Here is a 17,209-nt window from a genome sequence, read left to right on the forward strand (position 1 = left end):
CCGCTTACTGCTTGTCGGCCGCGGCCGCCGGGGTTGCCGGCTTGGCTGGCGCGGCGCCGATCTCGGTGGCCTGCACGGGCATGCCCGGCTGGATCTTCTGCAGGCCTTCAACGATGACCTTGTCGCCGGGCTTCAGGCCGTCTTCTACCAGCCACTTGCTGCCCAGCGCGCGGCTGACCTTGACCGGGCGCACTTCGACCTTGTTGTCCTTGCCGACCACCATGGCGCTGGTGTCGCCCTTGGCGTCGCGGGCGATGCCCTGCATGGGCACCAGCAGCGCGTTGTCGCGCACGCCACTACCGACCACGGCACGCACGTACATGCCGGGCATCAGCACCTGGTCGGGGTTGGCGACCTTGACCCGCAGCGCGTAGCTGCCGGTGGCGGGGTCGACGCTGACTTCGGAGAATTCCAGGGTGCCCTTGTGGTCGAACTCGGTGCCGTCGTCGAGCAGCACGGTTACCGGCAGGCTCTGGTTGTCCTGCAGGCGGCCACTGGCCAGCTCGCGGCGCAGCTGCAGCAGTTCGCTGGCCGACTGGGTCAGGTCGACGTAGATCGGGTCGAGCTGCTGCACCGTGGCCAGCGCGTCGGCCTGGCCGGCGCTGACCAGCGCGCCCTGGGTGACGCTGGACTTGCCGATGCGGCCACTGATCGGTGCGGTGATCCGGGCAAAGCCCAAGGTGACGTTGGCGGCGTCCAGGGCGGCCTTGGCGGCGCCGACATCGGCTTCGGCCTGTTTCTGGGCGGCCACGGCGTTTTCCAGGTCCTGCTTGCTGACTGCATCGACCTTGGCCAGCTCGGTGATGCGCTTGGCGCTCAGGCGGGCGGCGTTGGCGGTGGCTTCGGCGCGGGCCAGCTGGGCACGGGCACTGTTGGCGTCGGCGCGGTAGCTGGCGTCATCGACCTGGTACAGCGGCTGGCCGGCGTTGACCAGGCCGCCCTCGGTGAACAGCCGCTTGGCGACGATGCCACTGACCTGCGGGCGCACTTCGGCGACCAGGAAGGCATTGGTGCGGCCGGGCAGCTCGCGGGTGAGGCCGACCTGTTCGGCCTTCAGGGTGGCCACGGTGACCTGCCCCGGCCCACCCTGCGGACCCTCCTCACCTCCGCCGCCGCAGGCGGACACGGTCAGGGCGATCGCGAGGGACAGCGCGAGAAGACGGTACGGGGTACGGGACATGGGGAGGCTCGCAGCAGGAACGGAATAGGGGTGGCCGGGCCCGCGCGGGTACGCGCACGCCTCACCGGATAGCAGTGGGGCGTAAATATACATACATGCATGTTTGTTTGTAAACGGGTACAATTCAGGCCGGTTTCATCCAGCACGTGCACACAGCGCCATGGCCAGAAAAACCAAAGAAGCGGCGCAGGCCACCCGGGAAGGCATCCTGGATGCGGCCCAGAGCTGCTTCCACGAATTCGGGGTCGCCAACACCAGCCTGGCGATGATCGGCGAGCGCGCGGGCTATACCCGTGGCGCGGTGTATTGGCATTTCAAGAACAAGACCGAAGTCCTGACGGCGATGATCGACCGCGAGCGGGTGCCGTTCATCGAGCGGCTGCGGCGGACGACCTCGTCACGGCGCAACACACCGGTGCTGGACCTGCGCTCGGCGCTGCTGGTCTCCTTCCGGGAACTGGCCACGGACGAGCGGCTGCGCAACATGATGGAGATCATGCTGCGCAACGATCTTTCGGTGGAAAGCCAAGCCATGCAGCAGCTGCAGCTGGAGGCGTCGCGTGAGGAGCTGGCGATTTTCAGCGCGGCATTCGAGCGCGCGCGCGAGCTGGGGCAACTGCGCGAGGGCGTGGACGTGGACACGGTGGCCCGCATCATCAGCACCAGCCTGACCGGCGTGCTGTACAGCGCGATGCTGGAACCGGAACTGTTCGAGCTGCAGCGCGACGGCACCCAGACCCTGGACGCCGTTTTCGGCGCCTTCGTAAAGCCCGGCGTATTCGTACCGGGCGCCCCACCCGAAGCCCTGCCGACCGACGACGAGGCGTGATTGGTCCGATGTCGCCCGTGTGCCGGCGACAAAGGTGACTGGTGGGTGGTTTCGGTCTGGGTTTACACCCGGACGCATGAATCCGACCGGTCACGTCACCGGCTCCGGACATTCGGGCCGCGCTGCGCGCGGTGTCCGGCCAACGGCCGGGGCTACGAATTTCTACGGGGCCATTGGGATCGAGATCAATCAACCATCGGCGTCGGCTGGCATATCCAGATCTCCGGACGTTACGTAACAACTCGTAGCCCCGGCCGTTGGCCGGACACCGCGCGTAGCGCGGCCCAACCGTCCGAAGGCGTTTGCGCGACGATCACGGCCAACATTCCGGCGTTTAGAGGTTCCGAAGCCGCCCATCAGGCGCCATGACGTTCGAGCGAAGAGCAGCCGGGCAAAGCCCGGCTCTGCCTCGTTGACCCGCCGCTTACAGAATGTACCGGCTAAGGTCCGGATCCTTGACCAGCTCGCCCAGGTGCTTGTCGACGTAGGCCGCATCGATGGCCAGGGTTTCGCCATCGCGGTCCGGGGCTTCATAGCTCAGCGAATCGAGCAGGCGTTCCAGCACGGTATGCAGGCGACGGGCGCCGATGTTTTCCTGGCGTTCGTTGACCTGGAACGCGATTTCGGCAAGGCGATCCACGGCGTCTTCGGTGAAGTTCACGGTCACGCCTTCAGTGGCCAGCAGCGCTTCGTACTGCTTGGTCAGCGCGGCCTTGGGCTCAGTCAGGATGCGGACGAAATCCTGCTTGCTCAGGGCACCCAGTTCCACGCGGATCGGGAAGCGGCCCTGCAGTTCGGGGATCAGGTCGCTCGGCTTGGCCAGGTGGAACGCGCCGGAGGCGATGAACAGGATGTGGTCGGTCTTGACCGTGCCGTACTTGGTGGACACGTTGGAGCCTTCCACCAGCGGCAGCAGGTCGCGCTGCACGCCTTCGCGGGAGACATCGCCGCCGCCGACGTTGTCGCCGCGCTTGGCGACCTTGTCGATCTCGTCGATGAAGACGATGCCGTGCTGTTCGCAGGCTTCGATCGCGGCGCTGCGGATGTCGTCTTCGTTGACCAGCTTGCCGGCTTCCTCTTCCACCAGCAGCGGGCGCGCGGCCTTGATGGTGACGGTGCGCTTCTGCGCCTTGCCGCCGCCCAGGCTGGAGAACATCTGGCGCAGCTGCTGGCCCATTTCCTCCATGCCCGGCGGGGTCATGATGTCCACGCCGATGTTGGCGGCCACTTCCAGTTCGATCTCGCGATCGTCCAGCTCGCCGTTGCGCAGCATGCGGCGGAACTTGATGCGGGTTTCGTTGTCCTGGGCGGAGGGTTCGTTGCGGGCGGCTTCCGGATCAAAGCCGATGCCGCCGGCACGACGCGGCAGCAGTGCGTCGAGGATGCGGTCTTCGGCACGCTCTTCGGCCTGGTTGCGCACGCGCACCTTGGCCATTTCGCGGTACAGCTTGACGGCGGTATCGGCCAGGTCACGGATGATCTGTTCGACGTCTTTGCCGACGTAGCCGACTTCGGTGAAGCGGGTGGCTTCCACCTTGACGAACGGGGCCTTGGCCAAGGTGGCCAGGCGGCGTGCGATTTCGGTCTTGCCGACGCCGGTCGGGCCGATCATCAGGATGTTCTTGGGCATCACTTCATCGCGCAGCTCGGCTGGCAGCTGCATGCGCCGCCAGCGGTTGCGCAGGGCGATGGCCACGGCGCGCTTGGCGTCGTGCTGGCCGACGATGTGGCGGTCCAGCTCCTGCACGATTTCGCGCGGAGTCATGGTGGCGGAGGATGATTCGTTGTTGTGCGGCATGGGTGCGCTCACAAAAAATTCTGGGGAAAATGGCAGGGCTGTCCGGACCTGCGACACTGACGTAACGGTGAGGTAGAGCCGACCGGTAGAGCCGACCGGTAGAGCCGACTGTTAGTCGGCTGCTGATCCATGCTGCCGACTAACAGTCGGCACTACTGCTGATCCATGCTGCCGACCAACAGTCGGCACTACCGATTTGACCCGCAGGGTCAAAGCTCCTCGACCACCACGTTGCGGTTGGTGTAGATGCAGATGTCGCCGGCGATGTTGATCGATTCGGTGGCGATGGTGCGCGCATCCAGTTCGGTGTGCGCCAGCAGTGCGCGCGCGGCGGACAAGGCGTAGGAACCGCCGGAGCCGATCGCGATGATGCCGTCTTCCGGTTCGATAACGTCACCGGTGCCGCTGATGATCAGCGAGGTGTCCTTGTCGGCCACGGCGAGCAGGGCTTCAAGCTTGCCCAGGCGGCGTTCGGTACGCCAATCCTTGGCCAGCTCCACGGCGGCACGCTGCAGTTGGCCGTGCTTTTCCAGCTTGGCTTCAAACAGCTCGAACAGGGTGAAGGCGTCGGCGGCGGCACCGGCGAATCCGGCCAGCACCTGGCCCTCGCGGCCCAGGCGGCGCACCTTGCGAGCGTTGCCCTTCATTACGGTGTGGCCGAGGGTGACCTGGCCATCGCCGGCGACGGCGACATGACCGTTGCGGCGCACCGAAATGATGGTGGTGGCGTGAAACACGTTGGGGTTCTGACTGGGATCCATGGAGCCTCCGGGGTGACAAGAACAGAGGTGGGGCCACCGGCCGATCCTTCAAGCCGCCCTGCCCTGCGCCCGGGTGACGCAGTGGTCCGGTTCAGCTTTCGTTGTCGCCCGTGCGCCGCTTTGCGCGTGGGTGCGCGGCGTCGTAGACCTTGGCCAGGTGCTGGAAATCCAGGTGGGTGTAGATCTGCGTGGTGGCGATATCGGCATGGCCCAGCAGCTCCTGCACGCCGCGCAGGTCACCGGAGGATTCGAGGATATGGCTGGCAAAACTGTGCCGCAGCATGTGCGGGTGCACGTGCTTGAACAGGCCCTGGCGCTGGGCCAGCTGGCGGATGCGGATCTGTACGGCGCGCTGGGTGATCGGCCCGCCCTTGCGCCCGGGGAACACCGGCTGCGCATCGCCGCCGCCGCTCTCCGCACGCCATCCCAGCAGCGCCTCGCGCGCGTGCGAACCAAACGGCACGCGACGCTGGCGATTGCCCTTGCCGAGCACGTTGACCAGACCGGTGGCGAAATCCAGGTCGCGCCAGATCAGGGCGCACAGTTCGCTCAGACGCAGGCCGGAGGAATAGAACAGTTCGAGCAGCGCGCGGTCGCGCAGACCGAGCGGTGCATCGGTGGGCAGTTCCACCAGGCGCACCGCTTCGTCGGCATCGAGCACCTGCGGCAATTTTCGCGGTGCCTTCGGGGCCTTCAGGCCGGCGGCGGGACTGACTGCGATGCGATGGTGCTTGAGCAGCCACGCGTAGAAACTGCGGCAGGCCGACAGCCGGCGCTGCAGTGATTTTGGCGCCAGCCCGCGGCGGTGTTCGGCAGCGATGAACTGGCGCAGCTGCGCGCCATCGAGCCCTTCCGCGCTGCCCTCCTGCTGCGTCGCCCAGGCATCGAGCGCGGCCAGGTCACGTCGGTAGGCATCCAGCGTGTGCGCCGATGCGCGGCGCTCCACCTGCAGGTACCCGAGGAAATCCTGGACGGCGTTCATGCGGGATGCCGCCGGCGCGGTCTCAGGCCGGGTCGAAGCGCTTGAGGGCCACGGCCAGCGCCTCGCCCATCATGCGCAGGAACAGCGTGCCCATGCCCGGGTAGAAGCGGTTGCCATCATGGCTGCCCACCGCGATCAGGCCCACGCCCGGCAACGGCAGCAATGCGCTGGACTGCACTTCATCCACGCGCCCGCCGTACAGCACCGTGTTCTTCTCCGGCTGCAGGCGGCCGCAGATCGGCTCGCCATCCTTCAGGCAATCGCGGAACGAGGCCAGCAGCGGGCTGCCTTCTTCGATCACCTGCAGCCAAGGCGCCTGCTCCAGGCCCTGCACCGGATGCAACACCACCAGCCGTACCAGGTCACCGGCGAAGTCTTCCTCCAGCGAGGCGGCCATGGCGCGCAGGGTATCGGCGGCGCTGTCCTGCTTCATCAGTGCCAGCGTGAGCTGGTGGGTGCGCACGGCCAGGCGTTCGTTGACCTGCGCGTTGGCCGCCAGGTCGGCCAGCCGGCGCGACAGCTCGCGGTTCTTGTCGCGCAGCACTTCCAGCTGGTAGCTGGCCAGCGACGCGGTGGGGCCATCGTCGCGCGGCACCACCAGGGTCAACGCCAGGTCCGGGAACTGCTTCAGGAACGCCGGGTGCCGGCGCAGCCACGCGGCGACTTCATGTGCGCCGATCTTCTCGATGGTGTCGCTCATGCGTTCCACTCCCCTTCGAAGACGAATGCGGCCGGTCCGGACATCACCACCTGGGCGTCGTCGGCCGGCCAACGCAGGCGCAGGTCGCCCCCCGGCAGCGACACCGTGGCGTCACGCTGCAGGCGGCCGCGCTGCATCATCACCACGGCGGCGGCGCAGGCGCCACTGCCGCAGGCCAGCGTTTCGCCGACGCCGCGTTCGAACACGCGCAGGCGCGCATGCTGCGGATCGATCACCTGCACGAAGCCGACATTGACCGACTGCGGGAAGGTCGCGTGCTGCTGCAGCAGGGGGCCCAGCCGTTCGACCGGTGCGGCGTCGACCAGGCCGACTTCGATCACGGCATGCGGGTTGCCCATGGAGACCGCGCCAAAGCGCACGGTATCGCCCTGCAGCGGCAGCAGGTATTCCTCGCGCGCACGGGCAAAGCCCAGCAACGGCACCTGGTCCGGTTCGAAGCGCGGCACGCCCATGGCCACCGCGTAGTGATCGGCGCCGATACGTTCAATGGCGTGGGTGGCCAGCGGGCTGTCGATGTTGAAACGTTCGCCCTGCGCCGCACCATCACGGACCAGCCAGGCCGCGACGCAGCGCGCGCCGTTGCCGCACTGTTCGGACTGCGAGCCGTCCGAATTCCAGATGCGGTAGGCCGCAACCGAGCCGTCCGCGCGCGGCGATTCGATGGTCAGGATCTGGTCGCAACCGACGCCGGTGTGGCGGTTGGCCAGCTGGGCCGCCAATGCCGGGGTGGGTGCCGGGGTACCGTCGCGCAGGTCGAGCACGACGAAGTCGTTACCCGCGCCGTGCATCTTGCTGAAGCGCAGCGCGGTGGAGGCGGCCTTACTCATTCCCGTCGTCGGAGTTGAGCTGCGGGTCGACCGGATCGGGCACGACCGGCGGATCGTCGGTGGCGTTGGTGTCTTCCGGCACCGCCTCGGCATCGGCGGCCGGCTCGACGGCCTGCTCTTCGACCGGCACCGGCTTCTGCGGCATGACCAGCGGGCCCTTGTTGCCACAGGCCGAAAGGAACAGCAGCGCCAGCGCTGCCAACGGAATCAGGATGCGATTGCGATGGGGGATGCTCATGGCCCGAGTATAGCGGCGCGCGAAAGGACAGGTGTGCCGATTCAATGAACGCCCAGATGGGACCGGTGCGCCCGGACCGGTGACTGCCGCCGCGGGTAGCGCCGGCCGTTGGCCGGCCCAGGCAGTGCTAGGGCGGCAACGGCCGGGTCCACAGCCACGCCGCCACCACCGTCATGCAGCCGATCGACAGCCACTTCACCCAGGCGATCGGCACGCACCACAGCATGATGCCGGCGCACACCGCCATGGTCAGGGTGGCCATCCACTTGCCCTTGCGGCTGACCGCGCCATGGGCCTGCCAGTTGCCGATGGCCGGGCCGAACCGTGGGTGCTGCAGCAGCCAGGTGTGCAGGCGCTCGGAACCGCGTGAGGCGGCCCAGGCCGAAATCAGGATGAACACCGTGGTCGGCAGGCCGGGCACGAAGATGCCGACGATGCCGGTGCCCAGGCTGGCATAGGCAAGCAACCACCAGGCCCAGCGGAAGCGTACCGATGGCCGCGCAGGCGCGGCATCGGGGTGCTCGGGGCGTTCGGGCAGGGTCATGCCGTCAGGATAGCGAGGCCCGGCGCCGACCGCGATGGTCGGCGCCGGCACGCAGCGTTACGGCGCCGTATCCACGCCCAGCTGGTCGAGCACGAACGCATACGACTCGGCCAGCTCCAGGTAACGCTGGAAGCGGCCGGACTTGCCGCCGTGGCCGGCTTCCATGTTCGTGCGGAACACGATCGGCGCGGTGCCGGTGTTGTCGTCGCGCAGGCGCGCCACCCACTTGGCCGGCTCCCAGTACTGCACCTGCGAATCCCACAACCCGGTGCCGACGAACAGCGACGGGTAGGCCTGGCGCTGCACGTTGTCATACGGGGAGTAACCCAGCATGTAGTCGTAGTACTCGCGGTTTTCCGGGTTGCCCCACTCGTCGTATTCGTTGGTGGTGAGCGGGATGCTGGCATCCAGCATGGTGGTCACCACGTCCACGAACGGCACCTGTGCCACCATCACCCGGTAATCCTGCGGGGCCTGGTTGGCTACCGCACCCATCAGCAGGCCGCCGGCGCTGCCACCGGACGCGGCCACCCGGTCCTTGGCGGCATAGCCCTGCCGGACCAGTTCGCGGGTGACATCGACGAAGTCGTTGAAGGTGTTCTGCTTCTTCAACAGCTTGCCGTCCTCGTACCAGGCACGGCCCATTTCCTCGCCGCCGCGGATGTGCGCGATCGCATACACCACGCCGCGATCGAGCAGGCTGACCACGGTCTGGTTGAAGCCCGGGTCCATCGACATGCCATAGCTGCCGTAGGCGTACTGATACAGCGCGCCCGTGCCGTCCTTCCTGAAACCGTTGCGGTAGACCAGCGACACCGGCACCTTGGCGCCGTCACGCGCGGTCACCCACACCCGTTCGGTGGTGTAGTGCGCCGGGTCATAGCCGATCACCGGCTGCTGCTTGAGCTGGCGGCGCTCGCCGGTGGTGGTGTTGAGCTCGTAGGTGGTGGTCGGCGTGGTCAGCGAGGTGTAGGCATAGCGCAGCCACGGCGTATCCGCTTCGGGATTGGCGGCCAGGCCCATGGAGTACGCCGGCTCATCGGCCTTGACGTAGTCCTGGCGCCCATCGGCGAACAGCAGGCGCACCCGCTCCAGCGCGTTGGAGCGCTCGGCGATCGCGGTGAAGCCGTCGAACAGTTCGAAGCCCTCCACCAGCACGTTGTCATCGTGCGCCACCCAGTCGGTCCACTGGCTGCGTGCGGTGGCATCGGTGGGCGCGGTGACGATCTTGAAGTTCTTCGCACCGGCATCGTTGGTGCGGATCACCCAGCGCCCACCGAAATGGTCGGCGTCGTATTCCACATCGCGCGCACGTGGCGCCAGCACCGTGAACTGCTGCGGGTCGGCGGCGGGTGCGTAGCGGCTTTCCGAGCTGACGGTGCTGTGCAGGTCGATGGTGATGAAGCGGTCGTCACGGGTGCGGCCCACGCCCATGTAGAAGCTGTCGTCCGCTTCCTCGTACACCAGCACGTCGCTGCGGGTCGGGGTACCCAACACGTGCTTCTTCACCCGCACGGTGAGCAGGGTTTCCGGGTCGTTTTCCACGTAGAACAGCGTGCGGTTGTCGTCGGCCCAGACCACGTTGGCCGAGACATTCTCAATGCGGTCCGGCAGCACCTCACCGGTGCGCAGGTCCTTGAAACGGATCACATACTGGCGGCGGCCGACGTCGTCCTCGGCCCAGGCCAGCAGGTGGTTGTCCTGGCTTACGTCGGCATCGCCCACGTCGAAGTAGCCCTTGCCCTCGGCCATCACGTTGAGGTCGAGCAGGATTTCTTCCGGCGCGTCCATGCTGCCCTTGCGGCGCGCCTGGATCGGGTAGTCCTTGCCGGTTTCGTAGCGGCTGTAATACCAGTAGCCGCGCTCGCGCGCCGGCACGCTGGCATCGTCCTGCTTGATGCGGCCGACGATCTCCTTGTACAGGGTGTCCTGCAGCGGCTTGAGCGGGGCCATCACCTGGTCGGTGTAGGCGTTCTCCGCATTCAGATAGGCCAGCATGGCCGGCGCTTCGCGCTTGTCGTCCCGCAGCCAGTAGTAATCGTCATTGCGGGTCGCACCGAACGGAGTGGTGACCGCGTGCGGATGCTTCTCGGCGTCGGGTGGGGTCAGCGCGGGGGCGGCATGCACGGAAGCGGTCATCAGGGTGGCAACCAGAAAAGGAATGGGGGATTTCACGAGATAGGGCTCCTTGCCAGTGAATGCAATGGTGGCCAGTCTGGCGGCGCGGCGGCACCCACGGCAAGCGCGCAGGCCCTCGCCTATCATGGGGTGCATGAGCACCCGCATCCCCACGGCCGGCTACAGCCGCCGCAGCCAGGAAATCGAACCCTTCCACGTGATGTCCCTGCTGGCCCGCGCGCAGGCGTTGGAACAGGCCGGCCATGATGTGATCCACCTGGAGATCGGCGAGCCGGACTTCACCACGGCCGCGCCCATCGTGCAGGCCGGCCAGGCCGCGCTGGCCGCCGGGCATACCCGCTACACCGCCGCGCGCGGGCTGCCGGCCCTGCGTGCGGCCATCGCCGGGTTCTACGGCACCCGCTACAACCTGGACCTGGACCCGGAGCGGATCCTGGTCACCCCGGGCGGCTCGGGCGCGCTGTTGCTGGCCAGCAGCCTGCTGGTCGATCCCGACCGCCATTGGCTGCTGGCCGACCCGGGCTACCCGTGCAACCGCCATTTCCTGCGGCTGGTGGAAGGCGCGGCGCAACTGGTGCCGGTGGGGCCGCACACCGCCTACCAGTTGACCCCATCCCTGGTGGACACCCATTGGAATGCCGCCAGCGTCGGTGCGCTGGTGGCGTCACCGGCCAACCCGACCGGTACGGTGTTGTCGGCGGCGCAGCTGGCTGCGCTGTCGCAGTCGTTGAAGGCGCGTGGCGGCCACCTGGTGGTGGATGAGATCTACCACGGCCTCACCTACGGCATGGATGCGCCCAGCGTGCTGCAGGTCGACGACGAGGCGTTCGTGCTCAACAGCTTCTCCAAGTACTTCGGCATGACCGGCTGGCGGCTGGGCTGGCTGGTGGCACCGCCGCAGGCCGTGGCGGACCTGGAGAAGCTGGCCCAGAACCTGTACATCAGCGCCTCCAGCATTGCCCAGCATGCCGCGCTGGCCTGCTTCGAGCCGGACACCATCGCCCTCTTCGAGCAGCGCCGCCACGCCTTCCAGGCACGCCGCGACTACCTGCTGCCCGCCCTGCGGGCGTTGGGCTTCCGCATCGAGGTCGAACCGGAAGGCGCGTTCTATCTCTATTGCGACGTCAGCGGGTTCACCGATGACGCGCAGGCCTTCTGCGCGCACTTCCTGGAAACCGAGCACGTGGCATTCACCCCGGGCCTGGATTTCGGGCATTACCGCGCCAACCAGCACGTGCGGCTGGCGTATACGCAGGAAATTCCGCGATTGGAAGAAGCCGTGGCAAGGATCACGCGCGGCCTGCAAACCTGGAAGGGCTGAAAAAAAACGCCGCGCATCACGCGCGGCGTTCAAAAGGGGTGGAGCCAACCAGACGCCCCACCACCCGGAGGAGAAGCTTGCCCGCGCCGCGGCGGGCAAGCATCGACGGGTAGCCCCGGCCGTTGGCCGGAAACCGGTTATTTCAACCGTTCCCACAGGAAGCTGTAGGCCAGCGCCGACATGTGCGCGGCCTGCGCATTGTTCGCCGCGCCGCCGTGGCCGCCTTCGATGTTCTCGTAGTAGGTCACGTCCTTGCCCGCTTCGATCATCTTCGCCGCCATCTTGCGGGCATGGCCCGGGTGGACGCGGTCGTCACGGGTCGAGGTGGTAAACAGCACCGGAGGATACGTCTTCTTCGGATCGAACAGGTGGTACGGCGAGAAGGTTTGAATGTACGCCCAGTCGGCGGTGTCGGGGTTGCCGTATTCGGCCATCCACGAGGCGCCGGCCAGCAGGTGGCTGTAGCGCTTCATGTCCAGCAGCGGCACCTGCACCACCACCGCCCCGAACAGCTCCGGGTACTGGGTGAGCATGTTGCCGGTGAGCAGGCCACCGTTGCTGCCGCCCTGCACGCCCAGGTGCCGGGGCGAGGTGATCTTCCGGCTCACCAGGTCGCGGGCGACCGCAGCCATGTCCTCATACGCCTTGTGCCGGTTCTGCTTCAGCGCCGCCTGGTGCCAGCGCGGGCCGTACTCGCCACCGCCACGGATGTTGGCCACCACGTACACGCCGCCCTTTTCCAGCCAGGCGCGGCCCATGCCGCCGGAGTACGACGGGGTCAGCGAGATCTCGAAGCCGCCGTAACCGTACAGCAGGGTCGGGTTGGACCCGTCCAGCTTCATGTCCTTGGCATGCACCACGAAGTACGGCACGCGGGTGCCGTCCTTGCTGGTGGCGAAGTGCTGCTCGATGACCTTGCCTTCGGCATCGAAGAACGCCGGCATGGTCTTGAGCACTTCCGGCTGCTTGCCGATCTCTGCCAGCGCCAGGGTGGTCGGGGTCAGGTAGTCGGTGACGGTCATCCACACCGCATCGCTTTCGTCGGCATCCACCGCGCCTACCGCCACGGTGCCGAACGAGGGCGCGCCGGTGAAGTCGCTCTTCTTCCAACCCTCGGCCGACGGCGTCAGCACCTGCAGGCGGCTCTTGACGTCATCCAGCACGTTGAGCACCAGGTGGTTCTTCGTCCAGCTCGAGCCGGCCAGCGAGGTGGTCGCGGTGGGGGCGAACAGCACCTCGAAGTCGCGCTTGCCGGCAATGAAGTCGTCCAGCCTGGTGATCAGCAGCGAACCGGCCGCATAGGTCTTGCCACCCACCGTCCACGGATCGCGCAGCTCCAAGGTGAGCCACTGCTTGCGCAGGCCTTTTTCGGCCGAGTTCGGCGCATCGATCCTGGTCAGCGTGCCATCGTCGGCGCGCAGGTAGATCTCGTTGTTGTAGAAGGCCAGCGTGCGGCTGACCAGGTTGCGCTCATAGCCGGGCGTGTCGTCGTGCATCGCCGCGATGTACATGTCATCGGACTTGCCTTCGTAGACCACGCTGGCCGCCGACAGCGGCGTGCCGCGCTTCCATAGCTTGGCCACCCGCGGATAGCCGGAGGTGGTCATGCTGTCCTTGCCGAAATCGGTGTAGACGAACACGGTGTCGCGGTCGATCCAGCCCAGCCCGCCCTTGGATTCGGGACGGAAGAAGCCGTCCTTGATCCAACGCTTGTTGGCCAGGTCGAATTCGCGGGTCACGTCGGCATCGGCGCCACCGCGCGACAGCGCGACGAGGCAGCGGGTGTACTCCGGGCGCAGGCATTCGGCACCGTGCCACACCCAGTTCTCGCCTTCGGCCTTGTTCAGCGCGTCCAGGTCGAGCACGGTCTCCCACTTCGGGGCCGGCTTGCGGTACTCATCCAGCGTGGTGCGCCGCCACAGGCCGCGCTCGTGCTGCTTGTCCTTCCAGAAGTTGTAGTAGTACTCGCCGATCTTCTGCACGCCGGGAATCTTGGCATCCGAATCGAGCACCTCGCGGATGCTGGCTTCCATCTGCTTGAAGGCCGGGGTCTGGGCCAGGCGGCCTTCGGACTTGGCGTTCTGCTGCTTGACCCAGTCCAAGGACTTGTCGCCGGTGACATCTTCCAGCCAGGCGTAGGGATCGGCAGGGGTCTCAGCGGCCATCGCGGTTCCAGCGGCACCAGCAGAGAACAGGCCTGCCATCAGGCAGGCAGAGGCGAGTCGTGACATTGCGGCTCCAGGTGGTCATATCCCCCGGACGCTATCACACGGCCTGCCCCGCTCCCCCCTGTCGAAGGTCAGGGCGAAGGCGGGGAGCCGCGCGGCTGACCCGGCGGCGCGCCTGCGGGCCGCGCCGACGGCGGGCCTGCCAGGCCAACAGCGACGTCGGCAGGCGGAAGCGGTACAGGCTCCACCACGCCAGGCACGGCATGCCGACCAGCCACATCGGCAACCACCCCACCCATTCACTGCTGCCACGCGCGGCCGGCCACACCAGCACCACGGCCAGACCGGCCAAGGCCACCTGGCGAACGCCCCGCAGGATGCGGGGATCGGGGGCCTGCGGGGCGCGGGTGCCAGGCTGCGGGGTGCGGGAACGGCGCGAAGACGACAGGGTCATGACAGGGCTCCATGCGAAAGTGATGCGTCACCTTGCCGTGCTGCCATCTCACAGGCTGCGACCTTCGCATTCCCGCCATTGACGTTCTCTTCCGTCCCACCCACCATGCCTGCAGCCACGCTGACCGACCCATGGCCTGTGCCACCACTGGAGCTTTTCGCCGCATGTCTTCGAACCGCCCGCTTCGCGTTGTCCTGCTGCTGTCGACGCTTTCGCTGCTGTCCGCCTGTGCGTTCGGCGACAGCAAGCCGACCCCGGTGCCGACGGTCAGCACCCCGGCCAGCGCGCCGATCGACCTGCAGAAGTTCATGGGTACCTGGTACGTCATCGGCCGCGTGCCGAACCCGGTCGAGCGCGGCCACGTGGCCAGCGTCAACCAGTACACGCTGCGCGGCGACCAGAAGGTGGCCATCACGTATCGCTTCCGCGATGGCTTCTCGCAGCCGCAGCAGGAACTGACCGTGCGCGCCTCCGTGGACGAGGAAAGCGGCAACCACAACTGGCGCACCTGGTTCTACAAGGTGGTGCCGACCCATACCCGCGTACTGGAAGTGGCGCCGGATTATTCGTGGGCGATGCTGGGGTACCCGGGCCGCGAGATGGCCTGGATCTTCGCGCGCAAGCCGGACATGGACAAGGACCTGTACAAGGAACTGGCCACGCGCCTGCGCGACCAGTACGGGGTCAACACCGACAAGCTCAAGCGCGTGCCGCAACACCCCGAGCAGGTGGACCGCCTGGGCTACGAGGTTCCGAACGTAAGGTGATCAGGCCGCAACGCGCGGCATGACCCTGCGTTCGATGTCCTGCCACGTAGACAGGGTCTTGAGGTCGTATTCGGCCTGCAGTGCGAGCCACGAGGCGGCGTCACCGCCGAAATGGCGCGCCAGCCGGGCCGCCGTATCCGCGGTGACGCCCCTGGTTTCATGCACGATGGCATGCAGCCGGGTGGCCGGCACGTCCAGGGCACGCGCGAGCGCATTGATGCTCAGCTCGAGCGGCGCCATGAATTCCTCCCGCAGGATTTCGCCCGGGTGGATGGCCCTCAGTTTGTTGGCGGCACGGCTCATGGTCGGCATCCTCAGTGGTAATCAACGATTTCGACATGGCACGGACCTGCATCCGTCCAGGTGAAACACACGCGCCATTGGACATTGATGCGGATGCTGAACTGCCCTCGTCGTTCGCCCGCCAGCGCTTCAAGACGGTTGCCGGGCGGACTGCGCAGGAACTGCAGGGTCTGCGCCGCGTCCAGCATCTGCAGCTTGCGCTCGGCAACCGCCTGGATGCTGCGGAACCGCCGTGGGCATCGGCCTTCGAACAGGGCAAGCGTGTGGCGGCAGCGGAAGGACTGGATCATTCCGCGAAGCGTAATACGCTGAACGGAATATAGCACAGACGCGGATCACGCAATGCCGACGCGGTCGAACGTCGGATCAATCCGATCGCCGGTTCGTATCGCCAGGCTCAATGATTGCGCCAGGTACGCCCCTTACTTGCGCGAATACCGCCCCACCAGCCAATCGCCCAGCATCTGCAGCAGCTGGACCAGCACCAGCAGCAGCACCACGGTGACCAGGGCCACGTCGGTGTGGGAGCGTTGGTAGCCGTCGCGGAACGCCAGGTCGCCCAACCCACCTGAGCCGATCGCGCCGCCCATGGCGGTGAAGCCGATCAGCGCGATCACGGTGACGGTGGCACCGGCAATGAGGCCCGGCCGTGCTTCGGGCAGCAGTACCCGGCTGACCAGCTGCCAGGTGGTGGCGCCCATCGCCTGGCTGGCTTCGATCACGCCGCGGTCCACTTCGCGCAGCGCGGTTTCCACCAGGCGCGCGTAGAACGGTGCGGCACCGATGACCAGCGGCACGATCGCGCCGCGTACGCCGAGCGAGGTGCCCATCATCCACAGCGTGATCGGAATCAGCACGATCATGAGGATGATGAAAGGCACCGAGCGCAGCAGGTTGACCAGCAGCGCCAGCCCGCCATACAGCACCGGCTTGCGGTGCAGCTGCGGCGAGCCGGTCAGGAACAGCAGCACGCCCAGCGGCAGGCCGATGGCCAGCGTGAGCGGCAGCGAGCCGGCCAGCATCAGCAGGGTGTCGACGGTGGCCTGGCCGATATCGGCCCATTTGGCGGCGTCGAGGTGGCGGAAGAAACCGCCGGCAGTGGCCAGGATCATCGACGCAGCTCCTCCAGGTGAACGCCGGCGGCAACGAAGCCGGCCTGCGCGGCCTGTACGTCGCCGCCCACCAGCGATACCGTCAGCTGGCCATACGGGGTGTCTTTGATCCGGTCGATGCGGCCGGACAGGATGTTGTAGTCCACCCCCGTCTCGCGGGCGATGCGGCCGAGCACCGGCTCATAGGTATCGGTACCGAGGAAGGTCAGGCGCACGATGCGCCCGGCCACGGCGTCGAAATCCTTGTGCAGCTCGCCTTCGTCGACCTGCTCGGATTCGTTGACGAAGCGGCGCGTGGTCGGGTGCTGCGGGTGCAGGAACACCTCGGTGACCGGCCCGGTTTCCACCAGGTGGCCAGCATCCAACACGGCCACGCGGTCGCAGACGCGGCGGATCACATCCATCTCGTGGGTGATCAGCACGATGGTCAGGCCCAGCTCGCGGTTGATCCGGCCCAGCAGCTTCAGCACCGAGGCGGTGGTCTGCGGGTCGAGCGCGCTGGTCGCTTCGTCGCACAGCAGGATCTGCGGACGGGTGGCCAGGGCGCGGGCGATGCCGACGCGCTGCTTCTGGCCGCCGGACAGCTGTGCCGGATACTTGTTGGCGTGCGCCTCCAGGCCCACGGTGTGCAGCAGTTCGTCCACGCGCGCGTCGATGTCCGCACGCGGGGTACCGGCCAGCTCCAGCGGGAAGGCCACGTTGGCCGCCACCGTGCGCGAGGACAGCAGGTTGAAGTGCTGGAAGATCATGCCGATCTTCCGGCGCAGCGCACGCAGGCCGTCGCGGTCCAGCGCGGTGACGTCCTCGCCATTGATCAGCAGGCGGCCACCGGTGGGTTCTTCGAGCCGGTTGATCAGCCGGATCAGGGTCGATTTGCCCGCGCCGGAATGGCCGATGATGCCGAACACTTCGCCGGCCTCGATGGTCAGGTCGAGCGGCTGCAGCGCGGCGATCGCGCGGCCGCCGACGGCATAGGATTTGTGCAGGCGCTGGAACTCGATCACTTCGCGGTCAACCGGGGCATCGACGGGAGGGGGCGTGCAGCCTACCAGCGCGGGACGGCCC

Annotated in this window: 18 protein-coding genes; 3 read left to right on the forward strand and 15 right to left on the reverse strand. The window is 67.1% G+C overall.

Translation table 11 applies throughout. The features are described 5' to 3' along the window. Positions 1-4: 4 nt before the first annotated feature. Complete coding sequence (smeD, locus tag BAY15_RS16420; protein ID WP_068854059.1) at positions 5-1,180, reverse strand: multidrug efflux RND transporter periplasmic adaptor subunit SmeD; 1,176 nt, start codon at positions 1,178-1,180, stop codon at positions 5-7. A 160-nt stretch (positions 1,181-1,340) separates the two neighbouring features. Here smeD and BAY15_RS16425 point away from each other — a divergent pair, with 160 nt between their 5' ends. Then, entirely contained in the window at positions 1,341-2,009 is a 669-nt protein-coding gene (locus tag BAY15_RS16425; RefSeq protein WP_068854060.1) for a TetR family transcriptional regulator, read from the forward strand. A gap of 424 nt (positions 2,010-2,433) precedes the next feature. Here BAY15_RS16425 and hslU read toward each other — a convergent pair whose 3' ends face one another. The 8 genes from hslU to BAY15_RS16465 all read right to left on the reverse strand — a co-directional run bounded on the left by hslU (position 2,434) and on the right by BAY15_RS16465 (position 10,019). Beyond that, the gene (hslU, locus tag BAY15_RS16430; RefSeq protein ID WP_068854061.1) at positions 2,434-3,807 is read right to left on the reverse strand and encodes an ATP-dependent protease ATPase subunit HslU; all 1,374 of its coding nucleotides are present in this window, start codon (positions 3,805-3,807) and stop codon (positions 2,434-2,436) included. 209 nt (positions 3,808-4,016) lie between these two features. Further along, on the reverse strand, positions 4,017-4,568 hold the full coding sequence (gene hslV / locus BAY15_RS16435) for an ATP-dependent protease subunit HslV (protein WP_017356659.1): 552 nt from the start codon (positions 4,566-4,568) through the stop codon (positions 4,017-4,019). A 91-nt stretch (positions 4,569-4,659) separates the two neighbouring features. Continuing rightward, positions 4,660-5,550, reverse strand: a complete 891-nt coding sequence (gene xerC / locus BAY15_RS16440) for a tyrosine recombinase XerC (protein ID WP_068854062.1) — start codon at positions 5,548-5,550, stop codon at positions 4,660-4,662. Between the two features lie 22 nt (positions 5,551-5,572). After that, positions 5,573-6,250 carry a DUF484 family protein gene (locus tag BAY15_RS16445; RefSeq protein WP_068854063.1) on the reverse strand — a complete coding sequence of 226 codons (678 nt, stop codon included), beginning with the start codon at positions 6,248-6,250 and terminating at the stop codon, positions 5,573-5,575. Next, positions 6,247-7,098, reverse strand: coding sequence for a diaminopimelate epimerase (gene dapF / locus BAY15_RS16450; protein ID WP_068854064.1), 852 nt, complete (start codon positions 7,096-7,098; stop codon positions 6,247-6,249). The genes BAY15_RS16445 and dapF overlap by 4 nt, the downstream gene beginning before the upstream one ends. Beyond that, entirely contained in the window at positions 7,091-7,336 is a 246-nt protein-coding gene (lptM, locus tag BAY15_RS16455) for an LPS translocon maturation chaperone LptM (RefSeq protein ID WP_068854065.1), read from the reverse strand. The genes dapF and lptM overlap by 8 nt, the downstream gene beginning before the upstream one ends. A 127-nt stretch (positions 7,337-7,463) precedes the next feature. Further along, positions 7,464-7,880: a YbaN family protein gene (locus tag BAY15_RS16460; protein ID WP_068854066.1), complete on the reverse strand. Its 417-nt coding sequence runs from the start codon at positions 7,878-7,880 to the stop codon at positions 7,464-7,466. 57 nt (positions 7,881-7,937) lie between these two features. Next, complete coding sequence (locus BAY15_RS16465; RefSeq protein WP_428999274.1) at positions 7,938-10,019, reverse strand: S9 family peptidase; 2,082 nt, start codon at positions 10,017-10,019, stop codon at positions 7,938-7,940. A 133-nt stretch (positions 10,020-10,152) separates the two neighbouring features. Here BAY15_RS16465 and BAY15_RS16470 point away from each other — a divergent pair, with 133 nt between their 5' ends. Beyond that, positions 10,153-11,340, forward strand: a complete 1,188-nt coding sequence (locus BAY15_RS16470) for a pyridoxal phosphate-dependent aminotransferase (RefSeq protein WP_208856111.1) — start codon at positions 10,153-10,155, stop codon at positions 11,338-11,340. Between the two features lie 137 nt (positions 11,341-11,477). Here BAY15_RS16470 and BAY15_RS16475 read toward each other — a convergent pair whose 3' ends face one another. Further along, positions 11,478-13,571 carry a prolyl oligopeptidase family serine peptidase gene (locus BAY15_RS16475; protein WP_068854069.1) on the reverse strand — a complete coding sequence of 698 codons (2,094 nt, stop codon included), beginning with the start codon at positions 13,569-13,571 and terminating at the stop codon, positions 11,478-11,480. A 34-nt stretch (positions 13,572-13,605) separates the two neighbouring features. Then, a complete protein-coding gene (locus tag BAY15_RS16480) occupies positions 13,606-13,962 on the reverse strand; it encodes a hypothetical protein (protein ID WP_068854070.1) in 357 nt (118 codons plus the stop codon). A 164-nt stretch (positions 13,963-14,126) separates the two neighbouring features. On the opposite strand from BAY15_RS16480, the gene BAY15_RS16485 reads away from it, so the two are divergent. Next, entirely contained in the window at positions 14,127-14,729 is a 603-nt protein-coding gene (locus tag BAY15_RS16485) for a lipocalin family protein (protein WP_068854071.1), read from the forward strand. Here the strand turns inward: BAY15_RS16485 and BAY15_RS16490 are convergent, their stop codons facing one another. The 4 genes from BAY15_RS16490 to BAY15_RS16505 all read right to left on the reverse strand — a co-directional run bounded on the left by BAY15_RS16490 (position 14,730) and on the right by BAY15_RS16505 (position 17,148). After that, positions 14,730-15,032, reverse strand: a complete 303-nt coding sequence (locus tag BAY15_RS16490; RefSeq protein ID WP_083214286.1) for a HigA family addiction module antitoxin — start codon at positions 15,030-15,032, stop codon at positions 14,730-14,732. 11 nt (positions 15,033-15,043) lie between these two features. Continuing rightward, positions 15,044-15,322 (reverse strand): type II toxin-antitoxin system RelE/ParE family toxin, encoded by a 279-nt coding sequence (locus BAY15_RS16495; protein ID WP_068854073.1) that lies wholly within the window; start codon positions 15,320-15,322, stop codon positions 15,044-15,046. A gap of 132 nt (positions 15,323-15,454) precedes the next feature. After that, the gene (locus BAY15_RS16500; RefSeq protein ID WP_068854074.1) at positions 15,455-16,144 is read right to left on the reverse strand and encodes a methionine ABC transporter permease; all 690 of its coding nucleotides are present in this window, start codon (positions 16,142-16,144) and stop codon (positions 15,455-15,457) included. Continuing rightward, positions 16,141-17,148 carry a methionine ABC transporter ATP-binding protein gene (locus BAY15_RS16505; protein ID WP_068854815.1) on the reverse strand — a complete coding sequence of 336 codons (1,008 nt, stop codon included), beginning with the start codon at positions 17,146-17,148 and terminating at the stop codon, positions 16,141-16,143. Before BAY15_RS16505 ends, BAY15_RS16500 begins: the two co-directional genes overlap by 4 nt. Positions 17,149-17,209 lie beyond the last annotated feature (61 nt).

The organism is Stenotrophomonas rhizophila (genome assembly GCF_001704155.1).
Classification (GTDB): Bacteria; Pseudomonadota; Gammaproteobacteria; order Xanthomonadales; family Xanthomonadaceae; genus Stenotrophomonas; species Stenotrophomonas rhizophila_A.

Excerpts from the sequence above, each read along its gene's own strand:
- BAY15_RS16480 (WP_068854070.1), bottom strand. The coding sequence starts at position 13,962 with ATGACCCTGTCGTCTTCGCGCCGTTCCCGCACCCCGCAGCCTGGCACC.
- BAY15_RS16465 (WP_428999274.1), bottom strand. The coding sequence starts at position 10,019 with ATGACCGCTTCCGTGCATGCCGCCCCCGCGCTGACCCCACCCGACGCC.
- BAY15_RS16475 (WP_068854069.1), bottom strand. The coding sequence starts at position 13,571 with ATGTCACGACTCGCCTCTGCCTGCCTGATGGCAGGCCTGTTCTCTGCT.
- BAY15_RS16490 (WP_083214286.1), bottom strand. The coding sequence starts at position 15,032 with ATGAGCCGTGCCGCCAACAAACTGAGGGCCATCCACCCGGGCGAAATC.
- hslU (WP_068854061.1), bottom strand. The coding sequence starts at position 3,807 with ATGCCGCACAACAACGAATCATCCTCCGCCACCATGACTCCGCGCGAA.
- BAY15_RS16485 (WP_068854071.1), top strand. The coding sequence starts at position 14,127 with ATGTCTTCGAACCGCCCGCTTCGCGTTGTCCTGCTGCTGTCGACGCTT.
- BAY15_RS16460 (WP_068854066.1), bottom strand. The coding sequence starts at position 7,880 with ATGACCCTGCCCGAACGCCCCGAGCACCCCGATGCCGCGCCTGCGCGG.
- lptM (WP_068854065.1), bottom strand. The coding sequence starts at position 7,336 with ATGAGCATCCCCCATCGCAATCGCATCCTGATTCCGTTGGCAGCGCTG.
- xerC (WP_068854062.1), bottom strand. The coding sequence starts at position 5,550 with ATGAACGCCGTCCAGGATTTCCTCGGGTACCTGCAGGTGGAGCGCCGC.
- BAY15_RS16445 (WP_068854063.1), bottom strand. The coding sequence starts at position 6,250 with ATGAGCGACACCATCGAGAAGATCGGCGCACATGAAGTCGCCGCGTGG.
- BAY15_RS16425 (WP_068854060.1), top strand. The coding sequence starts at position 1,341 with ATGGCCAGAAAAACCAAAGAAGCGGCGCAGGCCACCCGGGAAGGCATC.
- BAY15_RS16500 (WP_068854074.1), bottom strand. The coding sequence starts at position 16,144 with ATGATCCTGGCCACTGCCGGCGGTTTCTTCCGCCACCTCGACGCCGCC.
- smeD (WP_068854059.1), bottom strand. The coding sequence starts at position 1,180 with ATGTCCCGTACCCCGTACCGTCTTCTCGCGCTGTCCCTCGCGATCGCC.
- BAY15_RS16470 (WP_208856111.1), top strand. The coding sequence starts at position 10,153 with ATGAGCACCCGCATCCCCACGGCCGGCTACAGCCGCCGCAGCCAGGAA.
- BAY15_RS16495 (WP_068854073.1), bottom strand. The coding sequence starts at position 15,322 with ATGATCCAGTCCTTCCGCTGCCGCCACACGCTTGCCCTGTTCGAAGGC.
- dapF (WP_068854064.1), bottom strand. The coding sequence starts at position 7,098 with ATGAGTAAGGCCGCCTCCACCGCGCTGCGCTTCAGCAAGATGCACGGC.
- hslV (WP_017356659.1), bottom strand. The coding sequence starts at position 4,568 with ATGGATCCCAGTCAGAACCCCAACGTGTTTCACGCCACCACCATCATT.